The organism is Desulfoluna sp. HI9BLuna, from assembly GCF_056829775.1.
In genome coordinates, this window is sequence record NZ_CP186555.1 from 1428735 (window position 1) to 1446764 (window position 18030).

Genomic DNA, 18030 nt, shown 5'->3' on the forward strand with positions numbered 1-18030 from the left:
CGGCCGGGCACCTAACCGATTGCTCAAATTCGAGGCATCGGAGATTCTATATCTTGCCGCTTTCATCGGCGATGTGTGTCGACCAGAAAGAGGGGGAACTGAAGCTGATGGTATTGCCCCTTATAAAATGCAGGGTTAGCTTGCGTATCTTTCACTCCAACGCAAGCCACCTGCCTCCCACCCATTGCCTCAAGACGTTTTTCGCGGGTTAATACTTCCTGTTTTCGGGACGTTTGGCGGTGCGCACGGCGCACCCTACCCAACCTCCCCTACACCGTCGGCCACGCGTCACCCCGCAGAGTGTTTGCCCGGTAAATCAACACCCTTTGCCATGGCTACTGGCTGCAAGGGACGTGCAAACGCTTCGGTTTCCATGATTGTTTCCGTGCTTCGACGGTGCGCAAGCACACCCTACATTTCCACCCCACCGGTCACGCGTAACCGTTCTATCGCCCATCAAAAGGTCTCGCCCCCTCCCACATCGACAGGTCAATACCGAGGCCAATCCTGAAACGGCAACGGCTTCTGGTCCGTGTTGTAGGTCAGGAAATCGACAATCTGAGACAGGTAAACCCCAAGGTTTTTCCCGAACCGCATGATTTTGTCATTGGGGCTGCGGGTTACCAAGGTGCAGATCAACTGGAACAGGGCAAGGACCACAACGATGGCCAGGACGACCCGTGATGCGATCCAGAACGCCAGCATGAAAAGAGCCCGAATGCCCTGGGCTACGCGGCTGCTGTCACTGTCTGATTTTGTTTCCATGGAGTTCTCCTTTGATTGGTATTCCGTGCTTATTGTTAGAAGTTACAGACACCCTCTTCAAAATCTACAATGGCGGCATGTTTTGACGCACTCCAAATCACATCCAGATACTCTTTCTTAAAGTCGGCGGCGGCTTTGCTGTCCTCGACGATGAAGCCAAAGTCCTGCAATGTGGCGGGGTACAGGTTTTTTGAACCGATGTAGAAGGCGGCGTCGTCCACACAGATGACTTTGGCGTGGTTTGCGATGCCCCTTCCATTTGCCCAGGTGTCGACGTTGTCTGCGATGCGTATGGGGGCAAGCTGCAGACTGTGGCAGATGATCTCTTCGGCGGTGGTTTGGTCCACATCTGCCCGGGCCCGGACTTTTCGAATCAGGATGTCGGTGATGTCGGTCATCTGATCCATGTTTGAGTAGGGAGCGGCCAGGCTCTGCTTGGCTCCGGGGGAGCTGACAATAATTTTTACGGGGATCTCCCGGATCAGCTTGTCGGCAAGTATATCAAACAATCTGGCATCGTAACAGGAGTTGGACACCGGGGGTGCACACACGGCAAGCAAATCCTGCTGGGAGATGAAGATGCTTTCCGTGGCGCTTGCGATCAGAGCCCGCAGGCCTGCTTCCTCGGGGTTTGCGACGCTGTATTCCGCGTCATTGTTTACGTAATCGGTGTGGAGCCTGGAGCAGGTCGCCTCGCTGTCATTGGCGGGTTCAAGGCCACCTGCCGTGCCGCCGGGAACGTCCATGCCGAACCCCAGGCCGCCCAAGGCCAGGACAGGGGTGTCCCCTTCGGCCTGTGAGGCGGAGACCTCGTGGGGAGTAGGAAAACGGCTTATGGAGTTGAATCCCTCTCCTTTGACAACCTCCACGTAGAAAAGGCGTGACCACCAGTCCTGGCTCCAGGTCTCGGCAAAATCCCACAGCAGGTCGGCAAAGGTGTGGGCCGATTCGGCGGCAGGACCCGTTAAACGCATGCTGACATCGCTCACCGGGTTCGGCCCGCCTGCATAGGCACCTTCCCAGAGATTGTGGCCACCTGTAATGACCGTTTTGCCGTCCACGGCGACCATTTTGGCGTGATTCCAGGAGTAGAGCCAGCTGGTCTCCACACCGGCCACGATGATGCTGGCGTTGTCCGCAGACGACCCCAGATCCGCTTTTAAGCGCTCCATGTAGTTGGAGGCGGTTTCTGTTAAGCCCGTATCCACACTTCCCATGACAGGGGGTGTGCCCCCCAGGACGCGAATGGTGATGTCCGGGTTGTGGGTAAGGGCCTCTTTGAGGCCGCTTACGATGGCTTCCTGGAACATGCCGTCCGGGTAGGTGACCAGGGTGGTGATATCCACCCATTCAAAGGCTGCCGCGATATCGCTGCGGATGGCATTGGCAAGCCTCTGGGCACCGGTGGCGCCGGAGCAATCCCCCTGCCCCCAGCAATCAGGAGACTGCAGCAGCCAATGGCTGCCGTTAACGCCGTGCCCGGCAATGAGGTTGCCGTCTGTGCGCTTCCAAACCGTGCCTTCCGAACCGGGGGCAAGCTGCCGAAGCTGTGCTTCAACGGCATCAAGGTGCGGTGTCTCCGCACACGCGGCGGACACAAGAAAATGAGAAAGAAGCAAAATCGCGAGAAGTGATAACCGAAAACACCTGGGAAAAGAACTGGACATGGTACGTCGAACCCCCGTTGAGAGTACTTGAATTCAAGGAATTGCCTGTCTTTAAATGCTATCGTTTCAATCAAACAGGGATAATTTATTATTCTAACCATGTCAACATAAGAAAATACGAGAAAAAGGGTGGAGCATTGGCCATTGCCCCACCCTTTTTCATGGTGTCTTGATTTGTCATTCAGCGCTTCGGGGCCGAGCCCGGCAATGCAACCTCTATCCCGGCCCCTTTCGCTTTTACTGCATCATGCCAAGAGCTACTTCACATCTTTCACCGCAAGGGTGATCTTATGGATTTCTCCTGTAAAACGGGTCTCTTCGCGCCCGATGCCGATGTCTTCGGCCACCGGTGTCTGGTTGTCCAGGCCAACGTCAGCCGTTTCATCGGCGGAGAAAATCAAGGGCTGGGTCTTTTCGATGCGGCCATTGGCCACGGCCTTTCCGTTGACGGAGAGAGTCGCCTTACCGCCCTTGCCGAGCCCACCGCCGTCGTAGACGAAATCGAGTAAAATCGTGGCTTCTCCCTCGGGGATTGCCTTTTTGGATTCCACGGTATATCGCTCAAGCCCCAAAAAGTTGTAGGTGTAGATTGGCTTGCCGTCTTTCATGTAAAGGGACCAGCCCCCGAAGCGTCCGCCCTGGGCAAGGATCACGCCATTTGCTCCGCCCTTGGGGATGGCGACCTTGGCCGTGATTGTCTTGGAGCGGTTCTTCACATTCATAAAGGTGTTCTCCAGCATACCGTCCATTCCGGGGTAGAGCGTCAGTGTCATCCGGTCGCCCAGGATATCCGGTCGGCCCGCAATGGCAGGGTTCATCCGTTCAATCACCCGGTCATCAATGGGCAGGGCGTGGTATTTTTCAGCCTCCTTCATGAACAGTGCCTCCAGCTCGGCAACCTTCTTCGGGTATTTGTCCGCCAGGTTCTTCGCAAGGCTGAAGTCCCTTTGAACGTTGAACAGCTCCCAGGTGTCCGACTCCAGGGGAGGCATATCCACGGTCTGCCAGGGCGCACGGTGAATCGTCCGCGCGAACCAGCCTTCATGGTAGATCGCCCTGTTGCCGAACATCTCGAAGTACTGAGTGGTATGCCGCTCTTTGGCGCCTGCATCGTTGAACGAGTACAGCATGCTCGTGCCTTCCATGGGCGTTTGAGGCGTGCCGTTTACGCTCTTGGGCTCGGGGAGTCCGGCCGCTTCGAGAATGGTCGGCGCAATGTCGATGACGTGGGAAAACTGGCGGCGTAATCCGCCCTTCTCCTTGATGCCGTTCGGCCAATGGACGGTCATGCCGTTGCGGGTGCCGCCAAAATCCGAGGCCACCTGCTTCGTCCACATAAAGGGGGAATCAAAGACAACGGCCCACCCGGCTGCCATGTGCGGGAAGGTCTGCGGACCGCCCCACTCGTCGATGAGGGGGAGCAGGTCTTCAACCTTCTCCGTGACGTTGTTGAAGTAGGTCATTTCGTTGTACATGCCCACAAAACCGCCCTCGGCGCTCGTGCCGTTGTCACCGGCAATGTAGAAGATCAACGTGTTGTCCATCTCGTCGATCTCTTCGATGGCAGCAATGAGGCGACCCACTTCGTGGTCGGTCTGCTCCAGGAATCCGGCAAACACCTCTGCCTGACGGGTGAACAGGCGCTTCTCTTCGTCGGTGAGGTCATCCCAGTCTTTGATGTCCTTGGGTTTGGGGGGTAATTTGGTGTTGGAAGGAATTATCCCCATCTTTTTCTGGCGGGCCATGGTTTTTTCGCGAATTTTGTCCCAACCCTCGTCGAACTTGCCCTTGTACTTTTTGATCCACTCCTTGGGAACATGGTGCGGTGCGTGAACCGCGCCGGTGGCAAAGTAGATGAGGAAGGGCTTGTCCGGGGTCATGGACTGCTGGGCCTTTACCCACTGGATGGCCTGGTTGGTCATATCAACCGTGAAGTGGTAGTTCTCCGTCTTCGGCGGCGTCACCTTGATGACCCCATCGTAGATCAGCGGATACCACTGATCCGTCTCCCCCCCGATAAAACCATAAAACTTGTCAAACCCCTGATGGGTGGGCCAGCGGTCAAAGGGGCCGGAGACGCTTGTCTCCCAGGCAGCGGTTTCATGCCACTTACCAAAGGCCCCCGTACTGTACCCGTTAAGGCGAAGCATCTCGGCAAGCGGCGCAACGCTGTTGGGCACCTGGCCGGTGTTCCCGGGAAACCCCGTTGAGGATTCCATGATGGAGCCGGTGTTGGCGGTGTGATGGTTGCGCCCGGTTTTAAGGGCATTCCTCGTGGGCGAGCAGAGGGCCGTGGTGTGGAAGTTGTTGTAGGTGATGCCCTCTGCGGCGAGCATATCCAGAGTCGGTGTCTGAATGGGGCCGCCGAAGGTGCTGGGGCCACCGAAGCCTATGTCGTCGATGAGCACAATGACGATGTTGGGGGCTTTTTCGGGGGCCTTGACCTCAAATAAGGGGGGTGTTTCCACGTTACGCACATCGAGTTCGCTGTAGGTTGACCTTTTCGGCTCCTGGATCGGCAGGACCGTGCGATCAAGGGCCTCCCGCGCTGAAGCCTGGGTGGTCAAACCGGCAAACAGTGTCAAAGTCATACAGAATATGGTGATAACCGAATATCTCATGAACTGTCCTCCTGTGTTTGTAGCGTGTCAACGTCGTGGCGGGAATGCCGGTTCCCACACACACAGATCCGAAGCAAGGATTCCCTCACCTGAATCCTCCATTGAGCTTGCAATCAGCCAAAAAGAGCCATGCCTGTCGATTGGCATGGCGCGCCCGGACACCTCTGCGGGGTCGCGATTACGGAAAATTAAGCGCCTCGAAACAGGAAAAATCCTGCAAGGCGATGCTGAGAGATAAAGAGACTTGGTATGGCTGGGTATTGAATGTGCGAGGGACGTGGCCCGTTTTTTCGAAGAGAGCTTATGGGGGAGGGGCCGAAGGGGACAGAGTTGAGGGTCTCACCAATGATGAAACACCGAATATAATGACAGATTTTGGCGAAAAATCAAACAGATCCTGGTTCAGTCAGAACGCCGGCCACCATAAATAAAAGCGGAGGGACGTTTCTCCTTTGGTTCTGCAAAGGATGATTCCGCCCCTCCCCTTTTTTGGTTCCCCTTTCATGCACAGTGCATAAAGGGCGTGCTGACATGGCCTTTCCACCACCTGCCTTTATGATGCTCAGCACCCCTTTCAGGCCTTTGGCTCCTGCTGGGTGGCGCAATGGATGCTTCCGCCCCCGCTGGCGATGCCGTCAATGGAGATCTGTTCAATGCGGTGATGGGGGAACGCCTTTGCTATTTTTTCCCTGGCCACGCGGTCGGCTTTTTTGTCCCCGAACTTCTGCATGACAATGGCACCATTGCACGCGTAGTACCCCACGTAACCGGCCGCAAAACTTTTTGTTCCGTACGTCGTATTGATATCCCACGGTGTATCAAGAATAATCATTTCAAATGGGTTGCCGTCGGCATCGGTGGAGGCTTTGAGGATGTCGATGTTTTCCCGTGTGACCCGATAGTCATAGGAGGCTTTGTCTGAATCGCGGCTCACCACCAACACACCGGGCCTTGCAAAACGGGCATAAAAATCGGTGTGACCGTCCGTGATATCTCTGCCTTTAATGCCTTTGAGCCAGATGATTTTTCTCAGCCCGAGCAGCTTTTTTAACTCATCTTCAACTTCTTTTTTGCTTTTGCCCGGGTTCCGGTTGTCGTTGAGAATACAGCTCTCTGTCATGATGGCGGTGCCTTGTCCGTCCACTTCGAAACAGCCGCCCTCCATCACCACGCTGGACCGGACAATGCTCACCCCCGCCTTTTTGGCCACAAAGTCAGCGACCTTTGCGTCACGTTCATAGTCCTGATCTTCTCCCCAGCCGTTAAAGTTGAAATTAACGGCCGATTTTTGCCCCTTCCCGTTCACCACAAAGATGGGCCCTGTATCGCGTATCCACAGATCATTCATATCGAATTCGATCAGCTCGATGGGGTAGTTGTGATCATTGGGGCCGCCAATAAGCTCTTTTGCTCTGCCCATGTCCTGCTTCCTCACAAGCATGGAGACCGGTTCATATGTGGCGATGGTCTTGGCGATGGTTGCCAGGTTGCGCTGCACCTCGGGGATCTGCTTTCTTGACCAGATGTCCCGGCTGGCGATAAAGGCCAACCAGGTCCGCGTGTGGGGCTCCCCCTCTTCGGGCATATACCAGCCCTTGACATCCATGGCGTTGGAGGTCTTGATTTGAAATGTCGGGAGGAGCAGGCTTCCTCCGGCGATCATCGTCCATTTGATAAAGTTACGTCGTGATAACATGATGTTTTTCCCTTGTGTGTTTCCGTGACCATGTCAGGTCGGCTTTGCTTCAGGCGGCCTTGAGAAAAAGCGTTTTGGCTTACTGCCCCTTTGCAATCCGTCATGGCTTTTCAACGGGGTAACAGACCCTGGTTACATACTCGTGCTCCGAAACGGCCGATTCCGTTGAGCGAAGAAAGACCTCATAGGGGCTGCAGGATTGTTTGTAGCCCGACTGATCGATCCATGTTTCGATGGCATGCCAGGCAAACCCGATGTCGTCATACCGCCCTGTGTGAAGGGTTGTGACCACGGTGTGGGAGGGGATGACAGCCAACTGGTGCTCCGGCCACGGGTTGCGGCCCGAGGGTTGCGGCTTCCCCGTTTTGTTCCTGAGCGGGACGAACACCTCCACGTCCACGGCATTCCGGTCATGGTCTTCGCCATGGTACACAGCCCCTGACAGGTTGTACGGGAACAGCCCCCTGTTTTCGGCGTCCTCGTGCAGGTTTTCAACGGTTTCGTCCATCTCGTCTTCGGCCATGACAGCTCGCTTGCGGAGGACATACCGCTCCGGCTCCACCCCGGTATACATCCCGTATGCCTCAGCCTGGACCATCCTGCCCAGCACATCATCCCCCTGGCTGAGAAGCTGCTCCATCTCATCGATGATCGAGTTCCCTTCCCTGAGGAGCTGATCCGACGTCCGGATCTGCATACGCAGCATGCTTCGGAAATGCTCCGGGTCATGGTTTTCAAGGAGCCCCTTTATCTGCTCTAAGGAAAATCCGAAGCGCTTCAGCCGAATGATCTCCATGGCATCTTGAAACTGGGCCTCTGCGTAATACCGGTACCCTGACTCCTCATCCACATGCTGCGGCTGCAACAAGCCAATGCTGTCGTAATGCCTTAGCATTCGGGGGGATAATTTGGTCTGTTTTGAAAAATGGCTTATTTTGTACATACAGGGTAGCTCCCTTGAAGCGTTTCCATATCATTTTGAGCCCCCATTCCATGGGCCCACCCAGGCATGCCTGACAAATCGTCCTATGATAACAGGCCCCTCTGCCTTTCATAGCACCCTAAAGGTTCACATCATGTCAAGGTCAAGGACAAATGCAATGGGGCAAATCACGATTGCCTCCGGCGGTTTTATATAGATGCCAAACACCTGAAAATCTTATCAAACGTGTTTTATAAATAATTTAAATCTTCACGAGAGCATTCGACGAGCCGACGTCTTCAGGCTTCCAACGGCCATGCAACCGGAACGTTTTTGGAGCGCTTTTTTCAAAAAGCCAGCTGCCGGAGGCAATGGTTGACTTGCGTACCGGCCAGGTTATATGAATGGTTCCGATTTTTCTTTTTTTGTTATGAAAAAAGATGCCTGACCCATGCGAGGGAACCTCGCGTTGCACCCGGAAAGAAGGAGAGACAAGATGAAGTGGACTGGAAAAGCCTGTATCGCCGTCCTGGCAACCCTGTTGACCGTTGCGACGGCTGCCGCGGCCAGCGATGCCCTCCCCGACCTCAAAGGCAGAAAGGTCGCAGCCGTCACCGGCAACGACTACACGCCCCTGAACTTTGTGGACCCGGCAACCGGTAAAGCCGTGGGATGGGAATACGATGCGGTCAATGAGATCGGGCGCCGCCTCAACTGCGAGATCCAGTGGGATGTCTGCACCTGGGATACCATGATCTCCGCCATCCGCGAGGGCCAGTTCGATGTGGGCATGGACGGCATCACCATCAACGAAAAGCGCAAAAAACAGGTGGACTTCTCCGTGCCTTACATGGTCACCCAGCAGTTCATGCTGGTACGCGCCGATGAAGACCGCTTTGCAGACGAAAAGGCGTTTGCCGCAGACAAGAAACTCCTCATCGGCTCCCAGGCCGGGACAACCAACTTCTACGTGGGTGTTTACAGCGTTCTGGACGGCAACGAGGCCAACCCCCGCATCAAGCTGTTTGAAAACTTCGGCGCCGCGGTTCAGGCCATGGTGGCCGGAGACGTGGACATGGTCCTCATGGATGCGGCCTCCAGCCGAGGCTACATGGGCGCCATGCCCGGCAAGCTGAAGATCGTGGGCGGCCCCCTGGGCACCGAAGAGTTCGGGTTCATCTTCACCCCGGGCTCCGATCTCGTCGAGCCCTTCAACCAGGCCATTGAGTCCATGACAAAAGACGGCTTCCTGGACAAGCTCAACACCAAGTGGTTCTACGAGTACAACAAGTAGCTCGCCTTGATGCAGCGGCCCGTCACCCCATGGGATGATGGGCCGTCTGACGTACAGACCACTCTTCCCTGTTTTTTGGAGCCCCCATGAAAGCTGCACATCGGCGTTTCCCCCTGTTCTCGTCCATCCCCTCGTGGCTGCTGGCCGCCCTGTTTTTCGGCTGCATCGCCACCTGGCACATGGTGCGGAGCGAATCCTACGGCATCATCTTCTCCGCCCTCACCCGGGGCCTTTACACCACCCTCTATGTCTCCCTCATTGCCTATGCGGCAGCCACCGCCCTGGGACTCCTCTTCGGGCTCATGCGCATCTCCTCCAACCGGGTGATCCGTGAAGTGGCAACCTTTTACATAGAGATCGTCCGCGGCATCCCCATGCTGATCATTCTCTACTACATCGCCTTTGTGGGGGCCCCGTCCCTGGTCAAAGGCCTCAACTGGGTCGCCTCGCCCCTTATTGAGGCGGGCCTCTTTGAAAAAATCAGCGTCCGGGACATCAGCTTTGTTGTGCGAGCCATCCTTGCCCTCACCCTGGGCTACAGCGCCTTTATCGCGGAAATCTTCCGGGCGGGCATCGAGGCCATCCCCTCCGGTCAGATGGAAGCGGCCATTGCCTCGGGCATGAGCCGCCGCCAGGCCATGCAGCACGTCATCCTCCCCCAGGCCATCCGAACGGTGCTCCCTCCCCTGGCCAACGACTTTGTGGCCATGATCAAGGACTCCGCCCTTGTCTCCGCCTTAGGGGTCCAGGACATCACCCAGCTGGGGAAGGTCTACTCCGCCTCCACGTTTCAATTCTTTGAAACCTACAACGTGGTGGCCCTCCTCTACCTCGCCCTCACCCTCTCGCTGACCTTGGGCGTCCGCGTCCTTGAAAAAAGGCTCGACGCCTCACGGTAACAAAAAAAGGGTTGCGCCATTTAAAAAAACGGCACAACCCTTGTTCGTTCATGCACGGCCCCCCACCGGGGTTATTTTGAATCGAGGATTTTATTCCACGCGGCAATGTGCTCTTTTTGCTGCTCAAGAAGGGCGCGTGTGTCGCCTGAAATGGAAACCTTGATAATACGGTCCCCGCGCTTGATCTTGTTCACCACCTCCTGGTCTTTGTCGCTCACCACATGGCCGAACACGGAATGCCTTTTGTCCAGCCAGGGGGTTGCCACGTGGGTGATGAAAAACTGGCTGCCGTTGGTGTTGGGGCCCGCATTTGCCATGGAGAGGGTGCCGGGGCCGCTGTGGCGGAGATCGGGATGGAATTCGTCCTGGAACCGGTAGCCGGGGTTTCCTCGTCCTGTGCCCTGGGGGCATCCACCCTGGATCATGAAGTTGTCGATGACGCGATGGAAGATCAGGCCGTCGTAGAAGCCGCGGTTGGCAAGGTTCACGAAGTTGGCCACGGTGACGGGGGCTTTGTCTGCGTAAAGGGTCAGGTTGATCACGCCCTTGCTGGTCTCCATGGCGGCCCTGATTTCGCCGGTCGGGTTGGTTCCCGTTGCTGTTTCAGCGCCAAAGACCAGTGAGCTTGAAGCAAAAAGAACAATCAGACTGAGCAAAAGGGATGTCGTGGTTTTCATGGAATCTCCTGGATTTAAAAAGAATGAATCGGTCTTCTGCTGCGTTATCAGAGCGTTGAGATAAACCACTACATCGGCAGCTCTGATGCCTTGGGTGTGGGTGAACTATCCGGGCTAACCATATTTTCTTAAGGCCTGTTTATCAAACTTTTTTGGTAACTATTCAGCTGTAGGTTCGCCGACAGGGGTTAATCAGCTTCAAAAAAGGAGGGTAATTCACCCTGAAGCAACAGGCGCAATGCGTCGCTTGCATGCACGTTGTTTTTCTTGCATGTAGAAAGGTAGCTGCGTATTCGGCAGAAGATCTTGGCCCCTTCCATAGATCGGAAGCACCCAGAAATTTTCTGATGGACTTTCGTCATCCGGATGTCGTTTTCACCCTGATTATTAGTGAAAGGAACCAGCGGGTCGTCCATGAAACGAAGGGTTTCGTTCTCGAAGTCTTCCATCCGTTCGAGAAGGTTTCTCGCTTTTGATCGTTTCATCCGCCCGCGTTGTCCCTTCTTCCTTTTCGTTTCATCCGGGGGCGGGCATTCGAGATTTCCTTTTTCCAGGATGCTCAGGTAGCGCTTTCGAAAGCCCCCGGCAATATCCGATGGAAGCTTGCCGCTGTGTTCGTTCACAACCTTGTTGATCTCAAGGAGCAAGAACTTCATGTCTTTGGCCCACTGCTGACTGTCCTGCTCCCAAGCCCGCTCCAGCTCTCTTAAGTGATGAGCGTTGCACAATGCGTGCAGGCAGTCGTAATTGAAGTAGGGTTTCCAGTGATCGTGGCACAACACGCCTTTGAAGCTTGGGATAATTCCCATTTCATCGATAGCCTCTCTGCCACGCTTTTCGTGCGGGTAAAAGTAAGTGAAAAGATCGTTCGACAGACAGTGCAGCCAAAATCGACTACCGTTCATGTTGATGCCGGTTTCATCTGCGTGGCAGACGGACGAGCCGGACAATCTGGCTTTGACGATTTCTTCAAACGCCTCAAGCGCGTTAAACGCTTCTTTGTTGAAGTTGAAAATCGACCCTGCGCTGATTGGGATACCGGCCTGATCCCGAAAGTGCTCGCAGATTCTTTCGTAGGGGACCAGCTGATGCTGGGAAAGATAGATCGCGTGAGCCTTGAGACCCGTGCCATATTGGACGCGTCGATCTACTCCTTTCGGGAAAGGAGCAACATATCGATTACCGAAGGCATCCTCAAGAATCTCGGATCGATACTCAGTAACGTATTGAGCAACCTTCAAATCAATGACCTGCCGGGTCTCGTAACCTACGTGGCGATAGTCACCCGGTGGCAGTTCGGTCATATTGAGTTTCAACGGCAATACGAGATCTGCCTTGTCTACGGGCTCAAGAGTTTTTCCCTCGTGGCCATTTTGGCCCCCGGGCTTTTTTCCTTCGGTGTTTTGCTTTTTCTCCTTCTTCCTGTTGGGATCGGTAGAAGGCGGTTTGCTGCTGTTTTTGCTATTGAGATTTAGACGGTTCGCCAAAAGGGTGATGATTGTAAGCAGCAATTCGATCACAGCTGCAACTGCGGGCGAGAGGTCCTCGTCCTGCTGAATCAGTTTCCTTGCGTTGTCTGTCGCCGCTTGAATATCAATGCTTTCGATCTTCACCCTGTCTCCTCATCTTTTTTTGACGAGGATAGTATACCACAGGTTTTGAAAACGGAATTTTGGCTCCTGAGCTTTCGAATTTCAGGCTTTAAAAATTTGAGGGTGCCGGGTCGTATAGCCCTTCATATAAGATGAATTATGGTCCTCATAGCCAGGCCTGAGCACCGGAATAACGGAGTAAGAGATCCGCAGGTCAAAATGAAAAATTTGATCAAAAATCCTGTCAAGAAAAAAATGCAGTTCAATACATTTTATGTGTGAGCTGAATAGTTACCTTTTTTGTTTTCATTGCCCGCCTCCTGTTTCCAGACCTTTTTTCATCCCCCCTCTTTTGGCCGGGCAAAAGCCGGTGTATGCTATCCATGGCACGACTAAAACAGCAACGACAGACAGCCGTTCAACCCAGGAATTATAAAAGCGAAGGACAATAGAGATGTTCAGAGAGTTAAAACGCGCAAAAAAAGGCCTCAGTCATGAAGACTCCATTGAAATCCTCAGGGCCGGGGAACACGGCGTCCTCTCCACGGTAAGCGAGGACGGTACCCCCTACGGAGTTCCCCTCAACTATGTGCTCCACGACGGCCGGATCATTTTTCATTGCGCCCCGTCAGGACACAAACTGGACAACATCACCCACTGTCCACAGGTCTCCTTCTGCGTGGTGACACAGGCCGAGGTCGTGCCGGAAAAATTTACCACCCGGTTCCAGAGCGTCGTGGCCTTCGGCACAGCCCGCATCCTTGAGGGCGACGAAAAAAAAGAGGGACTCCTGGCCCTTGTCCGCAGGCTCTGCCCCGACCACATCCCCGCCGGAGAGACCTACATCAGCAACGCCTGGGATAAAACAACGGTGGTGGCCGTGGACATCGCCCATCTCACCGGCAAAGCCGCCCCGGCCCCCGGTGGTCGGGAATAAGCAGGCATTGGCGCTGCACAGTTGCTAAGCGCGTGCAAATTCCGTATACTTTGAGTCGATTACATTCACAGCCGCCGCCCGCCCCCACCCTTCTGCCACGCGGGAGAAGGGCGGCGCCCCCACCTTTTCCGCCCATCCCATCCTGAGACGCATCCAAGCAGGGCAGATATCCCGGCAGGAATCGCCCTGCCCAGCCTCTTCCATGCCATGTCAGCCTGCCCCAGGCATGCACAGGTTCTGTTGTTCCCCAAAGTTATTGTTGCGGATTCCCTAACCTTCAACAAAGGAAAGCGCCATGATGTCACTCAAAAAACGTTGTGTATGGGCCCTCCTGGTCCTGGTTGGTTTTCTGCTGTCAAGCACCTGCTCGACCCTCGCAGCCGAAAGCAAGCTGCTTCCCCTGGAAACCTTCGACCTCACCGCCGAGCAGATGGATCTCATAGGGGATACCATTGAAGAGTACATTGGCAAAGAAAACGAGATCATGACGGAGATCGAGTCCAAATTCTCCGAGCTCACCACCATACTTCGTCAGGAGGATCAGGTCACAACGAGCCGTGAGGAGAGAAAAACAGCCAGGAATGTCAACCGGCTGGTCACGGACATCAGCAAACTCTACGGAAAAATGATCCGGACCAAGGTGGAGTACATCCTCAAAATCAAAAACGTCCTGACCCAGGAACAGCGCTTCCGCCTCGTCCACAGCCTGGAATTCGAGGATGAATATGCGGAAAGGGCCCTTCCAACCTATGTTCACTTAGACGACCTCATCGACCTCTTGGGGCTCAGCGACAAACAGGTCAAAGAGATCATCAGCAACAGAACCCAGATGATGATCAATGAACTGAAAATCAAGCGAGATATCAAGTTCAAGGTCATCGACCTTGAAAACGAGCTGATCAACGAGGAAGTCGACAGCGACAAGGTGGACAAGCTCCTCCTGGCCATCACCGACCTGGGAACCAAGCTCATCGACAACAAGGTAAAATACAAGCTCAAGTCCAAGGATGTCCTCACCACGCCCCAGAAAAGAAAACTCCTGCACATGATCCTGCTGACACGCCCGTCATCACGATGAGGCTGACCAGGCCCCGAAAACCTGACCTAACCCGGATATTTCATGAGAAAACGACCCATCGGCAATAATAGAAAATTATTGCCGGTGGGTTATTATGAAGAAATTAGACATTTCAAAAGTACAAAATGTAATTCACGGTTTTCTCACCCTTCGGGCGAGCCGAGTGCCCCCGTCTTCTGCGTTATCAGAGCCTTTATAAAACCACGGCATCTGCAGCTCTGATGTATAGAATATGGGCGCACTCGACTCGTGAAATATCCGCTCTAAAAAAAGGGCGTTGACGCATGAGACTGCGTCAGCGCCCTTTTTTGCACTCTGCTGAAGACCAAACAGACAGGCAGCGATCGTGCTGCCTGCCCTTCGTACTCATGGGAATAAGATTAGCTGGCCATCTTCTTGCGCCTCAAGCCTGCAAACCCAAGCAACCCTGCCCCAAGCAGAAAAAACGTTGCGGGCTCGGGAACGGGCGCTGCAGCATCCACAGGAGAGAATTCTGCATAGGCGCCGCCTGAGGTAAAACCGTCAGCCAGTGCCGTCACGAAGAAGGTCAGGGTATGGGTACCGGCCGTGAGGAACAGGTCGTTGTACAGACCATGAAAATATCCGCTTCCGTCCACATAGGTTTCATCCCAGGCCATTTCGGCACCGTCCACGTAAAAGGCAAACTCGTCACCCACCGCAAAATCGTCCCAGGCCGTGGCAATCTCCATGACGGAATCTTCCCCAACGGTGATTTCCCACTCGTTCTGAGTCGAATCATTATTGATGCTGTCGATCTGGCCCAACCCATCGAACCATGAAAAGTACCCGGTCCAGCCATCGGTGGGGTCGATGGTTGTCGCCCCCAGAGGACCGGCCAAAGCAAACACCAAAAAGCATAACATACATAAAATCTTTCTCATTTTCTGCAGTCCTTTGCTTTTGCGGCAAGAGCAACCCGGCCATCTCCCCATGAGACCCGTGGGCTTTCCGTCCCCGACTCACATCGGGTTTGGCTTTTTCTTGTGTAGACCGCCAAAATCAGCAAAAAACATACCACCAACATGTAGTGAATCAAGCAAAACGCGAACACCACATATGGAACATCACGGGTAGATTTAGGGAATTCAGGTTATAGCATGGCAGGAATGATGTAATGAATTACATCATTTGGTGGGCAGGCCCTTTGCTCTTTATGGATTCGCGTCAAGCCATTCGTCAAAGGATTTCCTGGCAGCGTTTGCAAGGACCCTTCGAAAGGTTGTTCTGTTCCCCAGGTACAGGCAATGCCGAATGACTGAATAGGGGTTAAACCCCTCAGTCTGATTCTTTTTTATAGAATAATCATTGTAGGCCTTTACTTTGGTAATATTCTTATTTATCAGCTTATGAAATTTCGCCCGCGTTATGCCCGGGCACAGCTCATGGACATTTTGCACAAACCCATCCACTTTATGGGTTTCAAACTCGTAGTTACTGAAAAAATGCCCACCGATCCTAAGAAAGTTGAACGCATTGAGTTCATAGACATTTTTATTCTTTTTCGTTTTCTGTTCGGGTTCAGCATCAGATGTGGGGGAAGGGATGTCTTCCTTGCTGGCCTTTTCAATCTCGGCAAGGGTGGCGTCCCGTATCTCTCTAAATTCGCTATCTGCCAATTCGAACAGCGCAGAGAGAACATTGATTCTTCTTTTTAGATGCTGGGGAATTGATTTTTTGTATTTGATTTTGTGGTCAAGGGCACTCCAGGAATCCTGGATAATGGTTCGTATTTGAATTTCAAAATTAAATTCACTATACGGTTTGTATTCAGGAAGGTTTCTCCTGTCTTCATTTAATCGGAGATCCACGTGAAGCCCTTTGTAACCAAAGGAGTCTTCCGTACTCTCCAATTCAGAGATTTTATCTGTCACGTCAATCACATCGAAGTGTTCATTGAGCATGTCTGATAATTTTTCTATATCGTCCTGATACAGGCACACCACCCTTAACCCTATCAAATCCGTGATGTATTCTTTTATTTCATAGTGTGTCTCTGTTTCTTCAAGCTTCGAGCGATATTTACGCGAAAATTTCTTAATGCACTCTTCTTTCTGTTTCACACGCCCGTAGACAGTGGAACCCGTAAGGGAAGAATCGTTTGTTATCAGTGCCTTTACCAACGTGACAAAGGATTTTCTTGCCTCATCGAGTATCTGAAAATTCTGATCGTAATATGCTCTGAAAGTTTTTTTTTCTTTTTCAAAATCGAGTGAAGGCATTGAACAGTCCTTGTGCTTATACAGCCCGGATGTTTCATAAAAAAACCACCCGAAAGGAAAATGATATCATTTCGGAAGGCTACAATAAAATGTCAGCTATTTTGAAAATGTAAATCAGCGTTTGCTGTTTGATTATCTCACCCATCGAGTGAGCCGGGTTAGACACGGCAAACTGAGTAGCCAGAGATCCCTTTGGATCCACCGCCCCTCTCAAACTAAATGCCGATCCAATTGTGATCCCACAGAGTCCTATCAAACCATAAAATGCGAAACAAGAATAGCCGGTATTTTATAGGGAACACGTCGGCCCACATCTACCCGGCCACGCGGACATGTGGGCACCATGGCAGCAGAGCCCTGGTAACGGGATGCAGCATGTAAAAAAGAAAGGAGGGAGACACACGCCCATGTCAGGACGAAGCCCTCTCACGACGTATTTCCGGCAAAACAACCGCTTGAGCAACAATGACAACTTTGCCGTTGTATGTGGCTGACGGAGAGCCATACAGCATGTATCCCTCGTCAATGAGAGCTGAAATCCTCTTACAGAAACCGGCATCATCCTTTCCGGTAATCAGGCGGTAACTTAACTTCTTGTCCGTTGGAGAAATACCTCCCACTCGCTGATGAGACGAGATTAATCGTGCCTCGCCCGGTTGTACTGATCATATGTAGGGATCTCTTGCCCGGGTGAAGGCGCATGACACCGGTCCGTTTCCTGTATTTGCCTGGAGCTTTCGTACATACCGCGCATCACATTATCACCGGTATTCTCGCTTGTCGCACAGGCACACACAAACCCCATAAGGCCCACCACAACAAAACATCGCAATGCAAGTTTCAAGGTCCTCTCCTCACAGTCCAAATTGTCAGAAAATAACGACAGCATCAAATATCAATGACTAAGGGGAACACGCTGTTGAGACGTGCGTCGGATTTTTGAAATCCTGGTTCGTCGAGGGTCAGGTCGTGTCCCCTGCGTCCTCCTCCGTGGTCTGGATGTACGTTCCGTTAACCAGATCGCTTGTGTGACTCTTCAATTCCATGCCCTTATACAGGGTCAAGGCAATGATGGCGGCACCGAACAGGGCGAAGAAAGTCCCTGGGGCTGCTTTCTTTACAACCAGTTTGGTATCCCCAAATTCCGTTTCAAGCTCGCCCGCGTTTCCCCAAATATTGGCCATAAACAGGCGAAACCCCAGAAGGGCGAAGAGGCTTCCCACCGAAAGAGAAGCCAGTTTGTAGAGAGTAACAGAAAGAATAATAAGTGAATTTGAACTCATACCTGCTCCATGGTTTTCACATAGACCCCGCGACCTGTGAATGCAAAAGGCGGCACCACCTTTTCTCGAACGATCAAAAGCAACATCGAAAAATCGACTCGAAAGCTGGCAATTACAATTTACGCTTTTGAACCACCTGATTTTCATCAGTAATCTGATGTAATAAAGGTCTTATTGATTTGTCCCGGTCGTTTTATCCCGAAATATCCAGTTCAAACGGATGTGTCAGCTATACGAGAGATACCACCCGATGATCAAGGAAGAAATAGCAATATTTACTGACCAACAACACAAGTCATCCCCACGATTGAAGAGCAGGTGCAGGACCGGGGATGATCCCGGACGTTTCTCGCACCTGC

At 53.1% G+C, this 18030-nt stretch carries 15 protein-coding genes and 1 riboswitch; of the genes, 4 read left to right on the forward strand and 11 right to left on the reverse strand.

The window, feature by feature from the left end; translation table 11 throughout:
• Positions 1-489: 489 nt before the first annotated feature.
• The 5 genes from ACOYW0_RS05640 to ACOYW0_RS05660 all read right to left on the reverse strand — a co-directional run bounded on the left by ACOYW0_RS05640 (position 490) and on the right by ACOYW0_RS05660 (position 7692).
• The gene (locus tag ACOYW0_RS05640) at positions 490-765 is read right to left on the reverse strand and encodes a DUF4389 domain-containing protein (protein ID WP_482417579.1); all 276 of its coding nucleotides are present in this window, start codon (positions 763-765) and stop codon (positions 490-492) included.
• A 35-nt stretch (positions 766-800) separates the two neighbouring features.
• Positions 801-2432, reverse strand: a complete 1632-nt coding sequence (locus ACOYW0_RS05645) for a phospholipase D-like domain-containing protein (protein ID WP_482417580.1) — start codon at positions 2430-2432, stop codon at positions 801-803.
• A gap of 257 nt (positions 2433-2689) precedes the next feature.
• Positions 2690-5053: an arylsulfatase gene (locus ACOYW0_RS05650; protein ID WP_482417581.1), complete on the reverse strand. Its 2364-nt coding sequence runs from the start codon at positions 5051-5053 to the stop codon at positions 2690-2692.
• A 574-nt stretch (positions 5054-5627) separates the two neighbouring features.
• Complete coding sequence (locus ACOYW0_RS05655) at positions 5628-6749, reverse strand: agmatine deiminase family protein (protein ID WP_482417582.1); 1122 nt, start codon at positions 6747-6749, stop codon at positions 5628-5630.
• Between the two features lie 100 nt (positions 6750-6849).
• A complete protein-coding gene (locus ACOYW0_RS05660; protein ID WP_482417583.1) occupies positions 6850-7692 on the reverse strand; it encodes a MerR family transcriptional regulator in 843 nt (280 codons plus the stop codon).
• A 475-nt stretch (positions 7693-8167) separates the two neighbouring features.
• Between ACOYW0_RS05660 and ACOYW0_RS05665 the strand changes: the two genes are divergently transcribed.
• Positions 8168-8965, forward strand: coding sequence for a substrate-binding periplasmic protein (locus ACOYW0_RS05665; protein ID WP_482417584.1), 798 nt, complete (start codon positions 8168-8170; stop codon positions 8963-8965).
• 86 nt (positions 8966-9051) lie between these two features.
• Positions 9052-9864, forward strand: a complete 813-nt coding sequence (locus ACOYW0_RS05670) for an amino acid ABC transporter permease (protein ID WP_482417585.1) — start codon at positions 9052-9054, stop codon at positions 9862-9864.
• Between the two features lie 71 nt (positions 9865-9935).
• On the opposite strand, the gene ACOYW0_RS05675 is transcribed toward ACOYW0_RS05670, so the two are convergent.
• Positions 9936-10541: a peptidylprolyl isomerase gene (locus tag ACOYW0_RS05675; protein WP_482417586.1), complete on the reverse strand. Its 606-nt coding sequence runs from the start codon at positions 10539-10541 to the stop codon at positions 9936-9938.
• Positions 10542-10729: 188 nt separating this feature from the next.
• Complete coding sequence (tnpC, locus tag ACOYW0_RS05680) at positions 10730-12154, reverse strand: IS66 family transposase (protein WP_482416778.1); 1425 nt, start codon at positions 12152-12154, stop codon at positions 10730-10732.
• A gap of 433 nt (positions 12155-12587) precedes the next feature.
• On the opposite strand from tnpC, the gene ACOYW0_RS05685 reads away from it, so the two are divergent.
• Both ACOYW0_RS05685 and ACOYW0_RS05690 read left to right on the forward strand, forming a co-directional pair.
• Entirely contained in the window at positions 12588-13070 is a 483-nt protein-coding gene (locus tag ACOYW0_RS05685) for a pyridoxamine 5'-phosphate oxidase family protein (protein ID WP_482417587.1), read from the forward strand.
• A 295-nt stretch (positions 13071-13365) separates the two neighbouring features.
• Positions 13366-14148 (forward strand): hypothetical protein, encoded by a 783-nt coding sequence (locus tag ACOYW0_RS05690; protein ID WP_482417588.1) that lies wholly within the window; start codon positions 13366-13368, stop codon positions 14146-14148.
• Positions 14149-14528: 380 nt separating this feature from the next.
• On the opposite strand, the gene ACOYW0_RS05695 is transcribed toward ACOYW0_RS05690, so the two are convergent.
• The 4 genes from ACOYW0_RS05695 to ACOYW0_RS05710 all read right to left on the reverse strand — a co-directional run bounded on the left by ACOYW0_RS05695 (position 14529) and on the right by ACOYW0_RS05710 (position 17671).
• Positions 14529-15032: a PEP-CTERM sorting domain-containing protein gene (locus ACOYW0_RS05695; protein ID WP_482417589.1), complete on the reverse strand. Its 504-nt coding sequence runs from the start codon at positions 15030-15032 to the stop codon at positions 14529-14531.
• A gap of 44 nt (positions 15033-15076) precedes the next feature.
• A riboswitch (cyclic di-GMP riboswitch) is annotated at positions 15077-15154 on the reverse strand.
• 166 nt (positions 15155-15320) lie between these two features.
• The gene (locus tag ACOYW0_RS05700) at positions 15321-16388 is read right to left on the reverse strand and encodes a GTP pyrophosphokinase (RefSeq protein WP_180140116.1); all 1068 of its coding nucleotides are present in this window, start codon (positions 16386-16388) and stop codon (positions 15321-15323) included.
• Between the two features lie 410 nt (positions 16389-16798).
• Complete coding sequence (locus tag ACOYW0_RS05705; protein ID WP_482417590.1) at positions 16799-17008, reverse strand: DUF1737 domain-containing protein; 210 nt, start codon at positions 17006-17008, stop codon at positions 16799-16801.
• A gap of 342 nt (positions 17009-17350) precedes the next feature.
• Positions 17351-17671: a hypothetical protein gene (locus tag ACOYW0_RS05710; RefSeq protein WP_482417591.1), complete on the reverse strand. Its 321-nt coding sequence runs from the start codon at positions 17669-17671 to the stop codon at positions 17351-17353.
• Between the last annotated feature and the right edge of the window lie 359 nt (positions 17672-18030).